The sequence below is a fragment of the Pseudoduganella chitinolytica genome, from assembly GCF_029028125.1.
In the GTDB taxonomy this organism is placed as follows: domain Bacteria; phylum Pseudomonadota; class Gammaproteobacteria; order Burkholderiales; family Burkholderiaceae_D; genus Rugamonas; species Rugamonas chitinolytica.
In genome coordinates this window covers 41,369-57,397 of the sequence record NZ_CP119083.1, presented here as the reverse complement: position 1 = coordinate 57,397, position 16,029 = coordinate 41,369, and the positions used below count along the sequence as shown (strand labels likewise).

The window sequence follows — 16,029 nt, the reverse complement described above, 5'->3', positions numbered from 1 at the left end:
TCTGCCCCTTACTTCTTGCCGGCCGTGTCTTTCCAGCCCTTCAGGAACGCCATCCGCTTGGCCGGCGCCAGGTATTCCAGCACGCTCGGGTTGACGGGGATGGGCTTGATGTTGGCCTGGCCGATCGTCTTGATCAGGTCAGCGCTGGTCGTCTCGCCCGTCACGTCGGCCCGGATCGCGTACAGCTTCGACTCGTTGGCGATGATCGCCTGGCCCCGCTTGGACAGCATGTAGTCGAGCCACAGCTTGGCCGCGTTGACGTTCTTCGCCGCCTTGTTGATGAACACCACGCGCGACATGATCTGCGTGTAGTCCTTCGGCAGCACGACGCCGATCGACGGATCGGTCTTGGCGCGCACCAGCGCGTAGGAGCCCAGCACGTTGTAGCCGATCAGGTTCTCCCCGGACGAGATCCGTTCCATCATCGTGCCGGTGGACGACTGCACCCGCACCTTGGCCACGCCGAAGGCCTTCCGCAGCTCGGCGAATTTCGGGTAGGCGGCCGCGTCGTGCGTCATGAACATGAAGCCCACGCCGGATTTCTCGATGTCGTAGGTGGTGACCTTGTCGCGGAACTTCGGCTGCTGGATCAGGCGGGCGAAGTCGTCGTGCGTCGCAGGCACCTCGTTGGCCGCCAGCAGGCGCTTGTTGTAGACGATGGCGGCCGGCTCGAACGTGGTGCCGTAGGCCTTGTGCTCCCACACCGCCCACGCCGGCAGCTGCGCCGCCTCGACGGACTTGTACTGCAGCGCGCTGCCTTCGGCGGCCAGCTTGATCTGCAGGTCCATCGCGGAGGACCACATCACGTCGGCCGTATTGCCGCCGGCCGCGCGTTCGGATATGAAGCGGTTGTACACCTCGGTCGAGTTCATGTCGTTGTACTCGACGCTGATCCCCGGGTACAGCGCGGAGAAGTCACGGATCAGCGGCTGGGTGGCCTTGCTGTCGGTGGCGCCGTACACCACCAGCTTGCCCTCCTTCTTCGCCGCGTCGACCAGTTTCTGGTAGTCGGCCGGATAGCCCGGCGGGACCTGGGCAAAGGCCGCGCCGGCGCACAGGGTCATGATGGCTGCCGCGATAGTATTCTTGATGATCATGATGGTCTCCGTTGATGTCGTGGTTGTCGTGTGGTGGAAGTTCAGCGCATCAGGCCAAGCTGGCTGGCACGCTTGCCGTAGTCGTCCACGGCCTTGTTGACGTAATCGGTCAGTGCCGGCCCCGTCAGGGTCAGCGGGTACAGGCCGGCCGCTGCGCGCAGCCGGGCAAACTCGGGGTGGCCATCATGCGGTCGAACGTGCCCACCCAGCGCGCGTAGTCCGCATCGGAAGCCTGGGGGCCCATCCAGACGCCGCGGATGGTGGGCCAGACGACGTCATAGCCCTGCTCGCGCGCGGTGGGAACGGCGGCCAGCGCACCGGGCAGGCGCTGTTCGGACAGCACCGCCAGCACGCGCACCTTGCCGTTGGCGGACATCAGGCGCGCTTCGGAAGCGTCGCCCGACACCACCTGCACGTAGTTGGCCTGCATGGCCGTAAAGGCCTCGCCGCCGCCTTCGAGCGCCACGAAGCGCAGCACTTTCGGGTCGATGCCGGCCGTGCGCACCAGCAGTGCCATCTTGAGCCAGTCCTGGCTGCCGATGGTGCCGGAGACGCCGACCAGCACCTTGGCGGGATCGCGCTTGAGCGCGGCGACCAGGTCCGCCAGGGTGTGGAACGGCGAATCGCCACGCACGGCGATCATGCCGTAGTCGGCCCCCAGCGCCGCGACCCAGCGCACGTCGCCCGGCTTGGCCTTGCCGAACTTGCCCTGCGCGAGGTTGAGCAGGGAGCCGCCGGAAAACGCCACCAGCGTATCGCCGTCGCCGCGCCGGCCGGAGACCAGCGAATGCCATGCCACCGCGCCGATGCCGCCCGGCGCATAGCTCAGGCGCAGCGGCGTGCGGGCCGTGTCCGGCAACTGGCGCAGGCCGTCCCGCACCAGCTTGCACGTCAGGTCCATCGCGCCGCCCGGCTTGGAAGGCACGATGCATTCGACGGCGCCGGCGCTGGCCGCGGTGCCGGCCCAGAGCAACGCGAGGATGGCGGCACGCATGTCAGAACCGGTGCTGGATGCCGACCATGGCGCCACGCTGCGTGTCGCCGAAGCCGGGGTCGTCGCGCGACAGCCCGACCAGCTGGTCGTGCTTTGCCTTCGCATAGGCGACGGTGGCATACAGGTCGGTGCGCTTGGACAGCGCGTAGCGGTAGCGCGCGACGAACATCAGCGGGTCGGCATCCTTGCCGGCGGCCGTGTTCTTGACGTCCAGGTAGTAGACGGCGCCCGTCAGCGTGACGTTCGGCACCGGCTTGTAGGCCACGCCGGTCCAGTAGGTATTGGCCTTAATGTCCGCACCGACGGATCCCGGTTCGAGCCGGTAATTGCGCCCGGCCGCCCAGAACTTGACCTTGTCGATGGCGTAGTAGGTGCCCAGGTGGAACACGCGGGCGGCATCGCGCCGCCCCGTCAGCGCCACCGTATTGCCATTGACGCGCTCCCACGTCGCCATCAGGCCGACGTCGTCGCTCTGGTAGCTGACGGCGGCCGCGTACCGGGCGCTGTCGCCGCCATTGGTGGCCTGCTCGCCCATGCCGTACGACAGGCCGTACTTGAAGTCGCCCGTGCCGCCGGAATACTTGACGAGGTTGTCGAAGCCTGTCGTCATGCCGTATTTGCTGGGAGCCGTCGCGTTGCCTGTCGTGGCCCACGAGTAGAACGGCGCGAAGCCCATCGGGTCGAAGCGGATCACGGTGTCGTACACGCTGGTGAACGAACGGCCCAGCACGAGACGGCCATACTTGCCCTCCAGGCCGACGTTGGCCTGGCGGCGGAACAGCTGGCCGTCGATGCCGCCGGTGTCCATCAGGATGCCGCCTTCGAGTTGATAGACCGCCTTGAGGCCGTCGCCCAGGTCCTCGCTGCCCTTGATCCCCCAGCGCGACGTGTTCATGCCGCCCGAGCTGACGCGGGTGACTGCGTGGCCGCCGGGAGCGGCGTTGGAGGCGTAATCGATGCCCGTGTCGAGCAGGCCGTACAGGGTGACGGCGGACTGGGCGTGGGACTGGACGGCGGCCAGGCAGGCCACGGCAGCCAGCGTGCCGCTGGCGATGGTGCTTCTTTTCACGGATTGTCTCCTGGGTTTATAGTGTCGCTGCTTGCCCTCGTGGCGGGGCATGGACGTACTATAGATTCGTCAACCTTTCAAATTGCTTTCAGACGATGCGCATACTCCTGGTCGAAGACCACACCGAACTGCAACACTGGCTCGCCAAGGCGCTGCGCGATGCACACCTGACGGTGGAGTGCGCGACCAATGGCGCCGACGCGGATGCGCTGCTGCACACGCAGGAGTATGCCCTGGTCATCCTCGACCTGACGCTGCCGAAGATGGATGGCCTGGAGGTCTTGAAGCGCCTGCGCGCCCGCGGCGGCGCGGGCGGCAAGACGCCGGTACTGATCCTGACGGCGCGCGGCGGCCTGGAAGACCGCGTGCAGGGCTTGAACCTGGGCGCGGACGACTACCTGGCCAAGCCGTTCGAGCTGGTCGAACTGGAGGCGCGCGTCAGGGCGCTGCTGCGGCGGGGCCTCGGCAACGAGGCGCTGGTGTACCGCTGCGGCGCGCTGGCCTTCGACACCGTCACGCGCATGTTCACGTACTACGAGCAAGGCCTGGCCCTGACGCCGCGCGAACATGCCGTGCTGGAAGCGCTGATCACGAAGAGCGGCCGCGCGGTCGCCAAGGAAAAACTGTTCGACGAGGTGTTCGCGCTGGCGGACGACGCCAACCTGGACGCCATCGAACTATACATCCACCGCGTGCGCAAGAAGCTCGAGAGCGGCCAGCCGGGCGCCGCCGCCATCACCACGCTGCGCGGCATCGGCTACCTGCTGCAGCCGCGCGACCCGGCCTGACATGGCGGTGCCGGGCGAGCGGCCCCGTGGGACGGCCTCGGTGGGCAGCCTGCGCGGCCAGTTGCTGCGCTGGCTGCTGCTGCCGCTGGTCGTGCTGGAAGTGCTCAATATGGTCTCGGCCTACCACAACGCGCTCGACGCGGCCGATATCGCCTACGACCGCTCGCTGCTCGCTTCCACGCGCGCGCTGGCCGAACGGGTGTCGATCAGCGGCGGCAAGGTAGTGGCCGACGTGCCGTACGTGGCGCTGGACAGCTTCGAGACCGACACGCTGGGCCGCATCTACTACAAGGTGACGGGGCTGGCGGGCGAGACGGTGTCCGGCTACGACGACCTGCCGCCGGTGCCGAAGCACGTGCCCCGCTCGGAAAGCTATCCGGCGCTGGTGCGCTTCTACCACGCCCAGTACAACGGCCAGCCGATCCGCATCGCCGCCCTGCTGCAGCCCGTGTACGACGACTCCATGCGCGGCATCGCGCTGATCCAGGTGGGCGAGACGCTGGATGCGCGGCGCGGCCTGACCAACAAGATCCTGTTCGACACGGTGTTGTGGCAGGCCGGCCTCGTGGCGGCGGCAGCGCTGTTGATCTGGTTCGCCGTGCGCCTGGTGCTGCAGCCGCTGATGCGCCTCAAGCGCGAGGTGGAGTCGCGCAGCGTGTCCGACCTGTCCGACCTCGATCCCGCGCTGGTGCACCGTGAGGTACGGCCGCTGGTGGAAGCGATGAACGCATCGATGTCGCGCACGGCGGGCCTGATCAACAGCCAGCGCCGCTTCATCGCCGACGCCTCGCACCAGCTGCGCACGCCGCTGACGGTACTGCGCACGCAGGCGGAGATGGCGCAGCGCGAGATCGCCCGGCATGGCGCGCCGGCCGCGGTGACCGACGTCCTGGCCGGCATCGCCGCCACCACCGACTCCGCCGTCCACCTGGCCAACCGCCTCTTGACGCTGGCCCGCATCGAGCACAGCAAGGGCGGCCTGGCCGAGCCGGTGGCGCTGCGCGCGCTGGTGCAGCAGGTCGCGCTGGAGCTGGCGCCGAACGCCGTGCGAGCGCAGATCGACCTGGCACTGGAGGCACCGGAGGAAGTGACGGTGACGGGCCAAGGCCTGCTGCTGCACGAACTGGTGGCCAACCTGGTCGACAACGCGCTGCGCTACACGCCGGCCGGCGGCGCGGTCGTGCTGCGCGTGCGCGCGGAAGACGGCATGGCCGTGCTGGAGGTGGAAGACGGCGGCCCCGGTATCCCGGCGGCGGAACGGGAACGGGTGTTCGCGCCGTTCTACCGGGCCGCCGCGTCGATGCAGGTCAATCCGGGCGGGGCCGGGCTGGGCCTGGCCATCGTCAGCGATATCGCCGCGCTGCATGGGGCGACGCTGGCGTTGCTGGATGGGGCGCAAGGCAAGGGGCTGCTGGTGCGCGTGGTGCTGCCCGCTGGGGACGAATGATGAATCATGGAGCAAGCGCTCCTATGCCGAGGGCGTTTTGCGAACCTTCACCGCTCACGCATGAATGCCGGCCGCTTCGCCGCAAGTCTCCCTTTCCGCTTCATCAGCCAGGGCAAGGCGCATGGCAATGCGCACCGATGACTACGGCCGGAAGCGAAGGGAGCCCCAACTTTCGTTTCGCGTCCGATCTCGAGCGCATGGCCTGTATCAAAGCGGGAAACCGGTCAACGGCGGCAGCCCGATCTCCTTTCGTCTCCTGTTGACGTTTTTACTGTCGTGGATTGGAAAGACCTTATTACTGCCGTGCTGGAACTCGGTGCCGTATCTTTGGCCTTTGCCCTGCCTCACGAGAATACGATCCTCCAGGGACGCAAGTTTTTCGTTCGAGATTTCGCCACGCTTGTTTGCCCCACGAACCACGGGAAGATACTTCAACTGATAAGCAAGAGGCGCGTGCTGAATAATGAAATATGCCGAGCGCGCAGCCTTGCCATTGTCGATACGTTTCGGCCAGCCGCATCGTTTGACCAAGCGGTCGAGCTCCTCCTGGTTCTTCGCGTCGCCAGCCAGGATCGAATCTTCGATGTTCGCCTTCTCGGCTGCATCGACGCTGACCTTGGCGTGTTCGCGCTCCAGGATTTCGATATAACGGCCACGCAATGCCTGGTCATCGCTCAACATGCGACTGTAAGTCGCCGCAAGGACCGGGTCTTCGCACTCATCGGCATGCGCTGATGTAATAAAACAAAAGATGGCAATCGCCACCGGTCCCGAAACGCTGATTGGCATGGCATCGACCGATATGAATCTGGAGGCGTGCACCTGGATGGCCTGCACGACAGAAAGGTGTGCAAAGATGCAACGTTGTTATTGGCCTATCTTACACGGAATCTCGTCGAGCGCAGCAGCGGTCGGTTCGCATGCGTCCATCTTGCGCGATCCAATCGCTTCAGTCATACCCTGTTCTCCTGTAGCCGACCTCGATGTGCGCCCGCACCTGCCGCCTGCCCTTTGGCTTCAGGCCGCCAGCGGGGCCCGCCGCCGCCCGCCGCCGGCTCCACGGCGGCATACACGTCATGCGCCACCGTCTCCGCCGTCGCGGCGGACAGGGTCCAGCCCAGGTGCCCATGGCCCGTGTTGTAGAACACGAACGGCGTGCGGCCCCGGCCCACGCGCGGCATCGTGTCGGGCATCATCGGGCGCAGGCCGGCCCAGGGCACCACGCTGGTCGTCGAGACGCCGGGGAAACAGCGTTCCACCCACTCCACCAACGGGCGGATGCGGTCCTGGCGGATGTCGCGGTCGTAGCCGGCGAATTCCGCCGTGCCGGCCACGCGCAGCCGGTCCTGGCCGAAGCGGCTGGCCACCAGCTTGGTGGCGTCGTCGAGCAGGCTGACCGTCGGCGCGGCGGCCTGGCTGGCACTGTCCGCCAGGTGCACGGTGATCGAGTAGCCCTTGACGGGGTAGACGTTGACGCGGTCGCCCACCATCGCCGCCAGCGCGCGGCTGGCGGTGCCGGCGCAGACGACCGCCGCGTCGAAGCTGCACGTGTCCTGCACCTCGCCATGGCGCACCGTGACGCTGGCGCCATGGTCGTCGACGGCCAGCGCCAGCACCTCGCGCTGGCACAGCAGCGCCACGCCGTGGCGCTGGCAAGCGCGCGCCAGGCCGGTGGTGAACTTGTGGATGTCGCCGCTGCTGTCGCTCTCCGTATAGAAGCCGCCGTAATAGTCGCCCGCCAGCGTGGGTTCGATGGCGCGCATCTCCTGCGGCGTGACACCGCGGCGCGGCAGGCCGCCTTGCGCCAGCAGCTTCGTCACCTGGGCGGCATGGTCGAAGGCGGCCTTGTCGCGGTAGATGTGCAGGATGCCCTGGCGGCGCTGGTCGAAGGCGATGCCTTCCTGCGCCGCCCAGGCGAACAGGTGCTCGCGCGCGGCGACGGCCATGCGCGCCGTGGCCACCGTGTTGTCGCGGTAGCGCGGCACGGCGGCCAGGAACTCGGCAAACCATGACAGCTTGTGCCACGTGGGGTGCGGGCGCACCAGCAAGGGCGCATCGCGCCGCAGCATCCAGGCGACGCCTTTCCTGACGGTGCCCCAGTGGTTCCATACCTCCGCGTTGGACGCCGACAGCTGGCCGCCGTTGGCGTACGAGGTTTCCATGGCCGGATAGCGATGCTGTTCGAACAGGGTGACGGCCAGGCCGCGCTGTGCCAGCGCGTACGCGGTGGTGACGCCGGTGATGCCGCCGCCGATGACTGCGATGGTTTTCATGTGATCCTGTCAGCGCCATTGAGGTGGAGACGGCGCACGCGCGCCGCCACACCCCCTCTGTACGGAACCTGAGAGATTCACGCCGGCGTGCGATCGGCCTGCCGGCGCTTGCTCCTTCGGTGCGCCGCGCGCGCCATGCGCCGGCAACTCTTCAGAGTGCGATCGTGCGGTACCGGTCCCTTGTACCTGAGAGATTGACGGGGCAGTTGCTCCTTCGGCGCTGGCGGGGCCAGACTCTCCCGATACCGCGTAACTGTTGGCTTTTAACCAAGTGCAGCAAGGATACCGTACCTGGGCGGCTTTGCAAGAGGCTGGGCAAAAAGACAACAGTCCGGCACTGCCGCGAAAACCTCGCGCACTGGGGGAGTTTCGGTACAATAGTCTTTTGCCCTTACCACTTTCGGCCCAGTCATGAATCAACTCGAACAGCTCAAGAAGTACACCAAGGTCGTCGCCGACACCGGCGATTTCCAGTCGATCAAGGCCTACACGCCGCGCGACGCCACCACCAACCCGTCGCTGATCCTGAAGGCGGTGCAGAAGGATGAATACAAGCCCCTGCTGGAAAAGGCCGTGCGCGACAATCCGCACGCCTCCACCGGCGAGGTGATCGACAAGCTCCTGATCGCGTTCGGCGGCGAGATCCTGAAGGTCGTGTCCGGCCGCGTCTCGACCGAGATCGATGCGCGCCTGTCGTTCGACGTGGAAGCCAACGTGGCCAAGGGCCGCGAGCTGATCGACCTGTACGAGCGCGCCGGCTTCGACCGCGAGCGCGTGCTGATCAAGATCGCCTCGACCTGGGAAGGCATCAAGGCCGCCGAGATCCTCGAGAAGGAAATGATCCACTGTAACCTCACGCTGCTGTTCTCGCTGCCGCAGGCGATCGCCTGCGCCGAGGCGCGCGTGCAGCTGATCTCCCCGTTCGTCGGCCGCATCTACGACTGGCACAAGAAGCAGACCGGCCTCGAGTACGACGGCGCGGAAGACCCGGGCGTGCAGTCGGTCAAGCGCATCTACAACTACTACCGCAAGTTCGGCTACGAGACCGAGGTGATGGGTGCCAGCTTCCGCAACACGAGCCAGATCCTGGAACTGGCCGGCTGCGACCTGCTGACGATCAGCCCGGACCTGCTGCAAAAGCTGGCCGACACCGAGGGCCCCGTCGAGCGCAAGCTGTCGGCCGAAACGGCCACCGGCGCCGCCGCCAAGATGTCGCTGGACGAGAAGACGTTCCGCTTCATGCTGAACGAAGATGCGATGGCCACCGAGAAGCTGGCCGAAGGCATCCGCGCCTTCTGCGCCGATTCGGGCAAGCTGAAACAGATCATTTCCGGCATGCGCTGATCGGCTGGCGCGTCTCATCGGATGGACACAAGGGAGCTGCGGCTCCCTTTGTTTTTGCCGCAACATGTACAAAACGTTACATTTGACAGTGATATACAATGTTTCTCTTCCCTTCCACGCCGCAAGGGAAGACGCGCCCTGACAAAGTTCATCCTTCACGAGACATCCATGAGATCTGTTCGCAGCATCCCCGTCCTCGCTGTCGCCACGTCCCTCTCCCTGCTGGCGGCTTGCGGCAAGGAAGACACCGCCCCTCCCGCTCCACCGCCTCCGACCGTCTCAGTCATCACCGTTGCCCCCGCTGCCGTCGCCGTCACCGACGAACTGCCCGGCCGGGTGGAAGCGTCGCGCATCGCGCAGGTGCGCGCACGCACGCCCGGCATCGTGCTGAAACGGGTGTTCCAGGAAGGCGGCGACGTCAAGGCGGGCGACGTCCTGTTCCGCATCGACCCGGCCGAGTTCCAGGCCAACTACGCCAGCGCGCAGGCGGCCGTGGCCAAGGCCGAGGCCAACCTGGCGCAGGCCGACCTGAAGGTCAAACGCTACAAGCCGCTGCTGGCCGCGCAAGCCGTCAGCCAGCAGGAATACGACGACGCCGTGACGGCGCAGAAGCAGGCCGCCGCAGACCTGGCTACCGCGCGCGCCGCGCGCCAGACGGCCGGCCTGACACTCGGCTATGCCACCGTCACGGCGCCGATCTCCGGCCGCGTGGGCCGCGCCCTCGTCACCGAAGGCGCGCTGGTGGGCCAAGGCGAAGCGACGCCGATGGCCACCGTGCAGCAGCTCGACCCGATCTACGTGACGATCACGCAGTCTTCCACCGAGATGGCGCAATTGCGCCAGGCCCTGGCGAGCGGCCGCCTGAAAAGCGCGGGCCGCGACCAGGCCCGTGTCACGCTGCTGATGGAAAACGGCGAGGAGTACGGTCAGCCGGGCAAGCTGCTGTTCGCCGACGTGTCGGTGGACGAGACCACCGGCTCCGTGTCGATGCGGGCTGAGTTCCCGAATCCGAAACGCACCCTGCTGCCCGGAATGTACGTGCGCGCGCGCCTGGAACAAGGCGTCAACGAGGCGGCCATCGCGGTGCCGCAGCAGGCCGTCGTGCGCGGCGCCGAAGGTTCCTCCGTCATGATCGTCGGCAGCGACAACAAGGTCGTGGCGCGCCCCGTCAAGGCCGAAGCGTCGACGGGCGACAAGTGGATCGTCAGCGACGGCCTGAAAGGCGGCGAGCGCATCATCGTCGAAGGCTTCCAGAAAGCCAAGCCGGGGGCGGCCGTGACACCGCAGCCGTGGCAACCCGCGGCGCCTGCGAACGGCGGCAGCGCGCCCAACGCCGCACCGGCCGCGAAATAAGCGGGAGCCGCGATGCCAAAATTCTTCATCGACCGCCCCGTGTTCGCGTGGGTGATCGCCCTCTTCATCCTGCTGGGTGGGGCGCTGGCGATCACCGTGCTGCCGGTGGCGCAGTACCCGACCATCGCTCCGCCGTCGATCGTCGTCACGGCCAACTACCCCGGCGCCACCGCGCAGGTGCTGGACGACGCCGTCACCAGCGTCATCGAGCAGGAAATGAATGGCGCGGACGGCCTGCAGTACGTGGAGTCGCAGAGCGACGCCAGCGGTGGCGTGACGATCACCGTCACCTTCCAGCCCGGGACCAACCCGGACCTGGCCGCCGTGGACGTGCAGAACCGCATCAAGCGGGTCGAATCGCGCCTGCCGCAGGCCGTCACGCAGCAGGGCGTGCAGGTCAACAAGGCGCGCTCCAACATCCTGATGTTCGTCGGCCTGTATTCCACCGACGGCCGCATGGACCCGACCGCGATCGGCGACTACATGGCGCGCAACGTCGTCAACGAGATCAAGCGCATTCCCGGCGTGGGCCAGGCGCAGCTGTTCGGCACCGAGCGCGCGCTGCGGGTGTGGGTCGATCCGGACAAGCTGACGGGCCTGAAGCTGAACATGAGCGACGTCACCGCCGCGATCCGCGCGCAGAACGCGCAGGTCACCTCCGGCACGATCGGCGACCTGCCCAATCCCGCCTCGCAGGCGTATGCGGCCCCGGTCGTGGTGACGGGCCAGCTGACGTCCGTCGAGCAGTTCCGCAAGGTCGTGCTGCGCGCCAACCCGGATGGCTCCACGGTGCGCCTGGGCGACGTGGCGCGCCTGGAGATGGGCGGCGCCAGCTACAACATCAGCGCGCGCCTGTCCGGCCAGCCCTTCGTGGCGATCGCCGTGCAGCAGTCGCTGACGGGCAACGCGCTGGCCACGGCCACCCTGGTGAAAGCCAAGATGGAGGAGCTGTCGAAGTTCTTCCCGCCCGGCCTGAAGTACACGGTGCCGTACGATACGTCCACCTTCGTCAAGATCTCCATCGAGGAAGTGGTCAAGACGCTGCTGGAAGCGGTCCTGCTGGTGTTCATCGTCATGTACGTGTTCCTGCAGAACCTGCGCTACACGATCATCCCGACGATCGTCGTGCCGATCGCGCTGATGGGCACCTTCGCCGTCATGCAGCTGGCCGGCTTCTCGATCAACGTGCTGACGATGTTCGGCATGGTGCTGGCGATCGGCATCCTGGTCGACGACGCCATCGTGGTGGTGGAAAACGTCGAGCGCATCATGAGCGAGGAAGGCCTGTCGCCGCGCGATGCGACGAAGAAGGCGATGTCGCAGATCACCGGCGCCATCGTCGGCATCACGCTGGTGCTGATCGCCGTGTTCGTGCCGATGGCGTTCTTCGGCGGCGCCGTGGGGGCGATCTACCGCCAGTTCTCGCTGTCGATGGTGGCCGCGATGGCCTTCTCGGCGCTGATGGCGCTGACCCTGACGCCGGCCCTGTGCGCGACGATGCTCAAACCCGTCGAGGCGGGCCACCATATCGAAAAACGCGGCTTCTTCGGCTGGTTCAACCGCGGCTTCGCCAGGACCGCGACGGGCTACCAGGGCATGATCGCCCGCATCCTGACGCGCACGGGACGCTTCATGCTGATCTTCGTCGCGTTGCTGGCGATCGTGGCGTGGCTGTACGTGAAACTGCCGTCGTCATTCCTGCCGAACGAGGACCAGGGCTACATCATCACCAACGTGCAGTTGCCGCCGGGGGCCTCGCGCCCGCGCGCCGAAGCCGTGCTGGCCAAGGTGGACGCCTACTTCCGCCAGCAGCCGGAAGTGGCGCGCACCATCGCGGTGGCGGGCTTCTCGTTCTCCGGCAACGGCCAGAACGCGGGCCTCGTGTTCGTGCCGTTGAAGGACTGGGACGAGCGGGGCAAGGGCCACTCGGCCGACGACCTGGCGCAGCGGGCGATGGGCGCCCTGTCCGGCATCCCCGATGCGGTGGTGTTCCCGCTGTCGCCACCACCGATCCGCGAGCTGGGCAACGCCACCGGCATCACGGCGCGCCTGCAGGACCGCAGCGCGCAGGGCCACGATGCGCTGGTCGCCGCGCGCAACCAGCTGCTGGGCATGGCCGCGAAAAGTGACGTGCTGCGCGGCCTGCGGCCGGAAGGCATGGAAGATGCGCCCCAGCTGCAGGTGGACATCGACCGCGAGAAGGCCAATGCGCTGGGTGTCACGTTTGCCGACATCAACAGCACGCTGTCGGCCGGCCTGGGTTCATCCTACGTCAACGATTTCAACGCGGCCAACCGGCAGCAGCGTGTGATCGTGCAGGCCGACCAGAAGAGCCGCATGCAGCCGGACGACATTTTGCGCCTGCACGTACGCAGCAGTGGCGGCGGCATGGTGCCGTTCGCGTCGTTCGCGACGACCAAGTGGATCAACGGTCCCGTGCAGCTGGTGCGCTACAACGGCTACCCCGCCATCAAGCTGACGGGCGATGCGGCGCCGGGCCGCAGCACGGGCGAGGCGATGGAGGAACTGGAACGGCTGGCCGCGCAGCTGCCGCCGGGCTTCGGCATCGAATGGACGGGCCAGTCGCTGGAAGAGCGCACGTCCGGCTCGCAGGCCCCGGCCCTGTTCGCACTGTCGCTGCTGGCGGCATTCCTCGTGCTGGCGGCACTGTACGAGAGCGAATCGATCCCGATCGCCGTGCTGCTGGTGGTGCCGCTGGGGGTGCTGGGCGCGCTGCTGGGTGCGCACCTGCGCGACCTGCCGAACGACGTCTACTTCAAGGTGGGCCTGATTGCCATCATCGGGCTGTCGGCCAAGAACGCGATCCTGATCATCGAGTTCGCCAAGGACCTGCAGGCCCAGGGCATGGGCCTGATCGAAGCGACCCTGGAAGCGGTGCACCTGCGCTTCCGCCCCATCATCATGACGTCGCTGGCGTTCATCCTGGGCGTGCTGCCGCTGGTGCTTGCCAGCGGCGCGGGCTCGGCCAGCCAGCGCGCGATCGGCACGGGCGTGATGGGCGGGATGATCACGGCCACCGTGCTGGCCGTGTTCATGGTGCCTGTGTTCTTTGTCGTGATCCGCAGGATCTTCAAGGGCAGCGAACGCCAGCGCCGCCTGGCCGCACATGAACTGGACATGCCGGAGACCAAAGCATGAAGACACCTCTACTGACCGTGCTCGCCGCCACGCTGCTGTCGGCCTGCTCCCTTGCGCCCACCTACGAGCGCCCCGCCGCGCCGGTCGCCCCGGCCTTCCCGGACAATGCGCCCGGCGCCGGCGCCGCGGTCGCCCCGAACGCGGAAGGCAAGGCCGCCGTGGACACCGGCTGGCGTGACTTCTTCGCGGACGAGCGGCTGCGCCAGCTGATCGCCGCGGCCCTGGACAACAACCGCGACCTGCGCACGGCCGCGCTGCGCATCGAGGAGGCGCGCGCTGCCTACAACATCACGCGCGCCGACCGGCTGCCGAACCTGAACGGTGCGCTGTCGGGCACGCGGGCACGCACGCCGGCGTGGCAAAGCGCGACCGGCACCGCGGGCGTGGGCGAACGCTACGACGCCGGCATCTCCAGCGCGTTCGAGCTGGACTTCTTCGGGCGCGTGCGCAGCCTGTCCGATGCCGCGCTGGCTTCCTACCTCGCCACCGACGAAGCGCGGCGCGCGGCGCAGATCAGCCTTGTCGCGGAAGTGGCCAAGGCCTACTTCACGGAACGGGCCTACGCCGAGCAGCTGGCGCTGGCCCAGAGTACCTACGAGGCGCGGCGCCGCACCTATGACCTGACACGCCAGCGCATGGACGTGGGCGCGTCGTCGCTGCTGGACCTGCGCCTGAACGAGACGCTGATGGAGACGGCGCGCGCCCAGGCGCTGGCCACGGCGCGCCAGCGCGCCCAGGCCGAAAACGCACTGACCTTGCTGGTCGGCGCCCCACCGGCGCAGGCGGCCAGCGGCGCGATGGCGGACGACCGCCAGGTCGATGCGATGAGCGCCGTGCCGGCCGGCCTGCCGTCGGACCTGCTGACACGCCGGCCCGACATCCGCGCGGCCGAACAGCGCCTGCGCGCGGCCAACGCCAATATCGGTGCGGCGCGTGCGGCGTTCTTCCCCCGTATTTCGCTGACGGCGGCGCTGGGCAGCAGCAGTCCGGAGTTCTCGGGGCTGTTCGACGGCGGCACGAAAACGTGGTCGTTCGTGCCGCAGCTGACGGTGCCGATCTTCGACGCCGGCCGCAACCGCGCCAACCTGAACCTGGCGGAAGTACGCAAGGACATCGCCGTGGCGGACTACGAGAAGACGATCCAGGTGGCGTTCCGCGAGGTAGCCGACGCCCTGGCCGCGCGCAACTACCTGGCCGACCAGGTGGCGGCGCAGCGGGCGATCCAGGAAGCGCAGGCCGAGCGGCTGCGCCTCTTGCAGCTGCGCTTCGAGAACGGCGTGGCCAGCACCCTCGACGTGCTCGATGCGCAACGCGAGCTGTTCGACGCCCAGCAGCAGCTGGTGCAGGCGCGCCTGCTGCGCACGACCAGCGCGATCGACCTGTACCGGGCACTGGGGGGCGGCCTGCAGTAATGGAAGCACCCATCCGTATCACGCTGGGCCGGCGCGCGCGCCAGCGCATCGCACAGGAAGGCCTGCAGGCGGCCGACGTCGCCATCGTGCCCGCCGCCGCGGGCGGGCCGAAGGGCCTGATCCTGCACGGCATCGACACATGGCTGTTCGGCGAATGGCTGGCCAATGCGCCGCGCGAGCGCCGGCTGATCGGCGCGTCGATCGGCGCCTGGCGCATGGCCGCCAGCGCGTTGGCCGATCCCGTCGCGGCGCACAAACGCCTGGCGCACCACTACACCCACCAGACCTATCCGGACAAGGTGACCGCGGCCTACGTCACCCGCACCGTGCGCACGCTGCTGGACGAGGTGCTGGACGGGCATGGCGGCGAAGCGTTGCGCCATCCCTTGTACCGGCTGTCGATCATCACGGCACGCGGCATCGGGCCGCTGGCGCAAACCCGTGGTGTCCGCTGGCGCGAGATGGCCGGCTTCGTGCTGGCGGCGGCCGGCAATGCCGTCTCGCGTGCGCGCCTGGCGCGGGCCATGGAGCGGGTGCTGTTCCACGACGTGCGCGACGAAGGCGCCTGGCTGCGCGAGCGCTTCGATGCGTTCGACACCCGCTTCGCCACGCTGTCGGATGCGAACCTGCGTTCAGCCTTGCTGGCCTCCGGCTCGATCCCGCTGGTGCTGGAAGCGGTAACGGACATCGCCGGCGCACCGCCGGGCACCTACTGGGACGGTGGCCTGATCGACTACCACCTGCACCTGCCCTACCGGCGCGACGAGGGCCTGGTGCTGTATCCGCACTTCACGGACCACATCGTGCCGGGCTGGCTGGACAAGTCGATGCCCTGGCGCCGCGCCCGCGACGAGGCGCTGGACAACGTGGTGCTGGTCTCGCCGTCGCCGTCGTTCCTGGCCCGGCTGCCGAACCGCAGGATGCCGGACCGCGCCGACTTCAAGCACTACGGCCAGGACCACGCCGCCCGCATCCGCGACTGGACGTTTGCCATCGGCGAAAGCGAACGGCTGGCCGAAGCGCTGGCAAAGTGGGTGGAAAAGCCGGACCTGAAGCTGGCCCAGGCCTTCTAAGGCCGAGGCCGTGTCCACCA

Annotated in this window: 11 protein-coding genes, 1 pseudogene and 1 riboswitch; of the genes and pseudogenes, 7 read left to right on the top strand and 5 right to left on the bottom strand. The window is 67.7% G+C overall.

The window, feature by feature from the left end; translation table 11 throughout:
• Nucleotides 1–8 precede the first annotated feature (8 nt).
• From PX653_RS00245 to PX653_RS00235, 3 genes and pseudogenes are all read right to left on the bottom strand, one after another.
• Nucleotides 9–1,097 carry an ABC transporter substrate-binding protein gene (locus PX653_RS00245; protein WP_277415969.1) on the bottom strand — a complete coding sequence of 363 codons (1,089 nt, stop codon included), beginning with the start codon at nt 1,095–1,097 and terminating at the stop codon, nt 9–11.
• 41 nt (nt 1,098–1,138) lie between these two features.
• Nucleotides 1,139–2,091, bottom strand: a pseudogene (locus tag PX653_RS00240) (Bug family tripartite tricarboxylate transporter substrate binding protein).
• Nucleotide 2,092: 1 nt separating this feature from the next.
• Nucleotides 2,093–3,160 carry a porin gene (locus PX653_RS00235; protein WP_277415968.1) on the bottom strand — a complete coding sequence of 356 codons (1,068 nt, stop codon included), beginning with the start codon at nt 3,158–3,160 and terminating at the stop codon, nt 2,093–2,095.
• 95 nt (nt 3,161–3,255) lie between these two features.
• Between PX653_RS00235 and PX653_RS00230 the strand changes: the two genes are divergently transcribed.
• Both PX653_RS00230 and PX653_RS00225 read left to right on the top strand, forming a co-directional pair.
• Nucleotides 3,256–3,948 carry a response regulator gene (locus PX653_RS00230; protein WP_277415967.1) on the top strand — a complete coding sequence of 231 codons (693 nt, stop codon included), beginning with the start codon at nt 3,256–3,258 and terminating at the stop codon, nt 3,946–3,948.
• A gap of 1 nt (nt 3,949) precedes the next feature.
• Complete coding sequence (locus tag PX653_RS00225) at nt 3,950–5,395, top strand: sensor histidine kinase (RefSeq protein ID WP_277415966.1); 1,446 nt, start codon at nt 3,950–3,952, stop codon at nt 5,393–5,395.
• A 207-nt stretch (nt 5,396–5,602) separates the two neighbouring features.
• Here PX653_RS00225 and PX653_RS00220 read toward each other — a convergent pair whose 3' ends face one another.
• Both PX653_RS00220 and PX653_RS00215 read right to left on the bottom strand, forming a co-directional pair.
• Nucleotides 5,603–6,232, bottom strand: a complete 630-nt coding sequence (locus PX653_RS00220) for a DUF6624 domain-containing protein (RefSeq protein WP_277415965.1) — start codon at nt 6,230–6,232, stop codon at nt 5,603–5,605.
• Nucleotides 6,233–6,348: 116 nt separating this feature from the next.
• Nucleotides 6,349–7,668: a D-amino acid dehydrogenase gene (locus PX653_RS00215; protein ID WP_277415964.1), complete on the bottom strand. Its 1,320-nt coding sequence runs from the start codon at nt 7,666–7,668 to the stop codon at nt 6,349–6,351.
• A 163-nt stretch (nt 7,669–7,831) separates the two neighbouring features.
• Nucleotides 7,832–7,920, bottom strand: a riboswitch (glycine riboswitch).
• A gap of 159 nt (nt 7,921–8,079) precedes the next feature.
• Here PX653_RS00215 and tal point away from each other — a divergent pair.
• From tal to PX653_RS00190, 5 genes are all read left to right on the top strand, one after another.
• Nucleotides 8,080–9,012 (top strand): transaldolase, encoded by a 933-nt coding sequence (tal, locus tag PX653_RS00210; RefSeq protein WP_277415963.1) that lies wholly within the window; start codon nt 8,080–8,082, stop codon nt 9,010–9,012.
• A 168-nt stretch (nt 9,013–9,180) separates the two neighbouring features.
• Nucleotides 9,181–10,365, top strand: coding sequence for an efflux RND transporter periplasmic adaptor subunit (locus tag PX653_RS00205; protein ID WP_277415962.1), 1,185 nt, complete (start codon nt 9,181–9,183; stop codon nt 10,363–10,365).
• Nucleotides 10,366–10,377: 12 nt separating this feature from the next.
• On the top strand, nt 10,378–13,524 hold the full coding sequence (locus tag PX653_RS00200; protein ID WP_277415961.1) for an efflux RND transporter permease subunit: 3,147 nt from the start codon (nt 10,378–10,380) through the stop codon (nt 13,522–13,524).
• Nucleotides 13,521–14,936, top strand: a complete 1,416-nt coding sequence (locus PX653_RS00195; RefSeq protein ID WP_277415960.1) for an efflux transporter outer membrane subunit — start codon at nt 13,521–13,523, stop codon at nt 14,934–14,936. The genes PX653_RS00200 and PX653_RS00195 overlap by 4 nt, the downstream gene beginning before the upstream one ends.
• The gene (locus PX653_RS00190; protein WP_277415959.1) at nt 14,936–16,009 is read left to right on the top strand and encodes a patatin-like phospholipase family protein; all 1,074 of its coding nucleotides are present in this window, start codon (nt 14,936–14,938) and stop codon (nt 16,007–16,009) included. Before PX653_RS00195 ends, PX653_RS00190 begins: the two co-directional genes overlap by 1 nt.
• Nucleotides 16,010–16,029 lie beyond the last annotated feature (20 nt).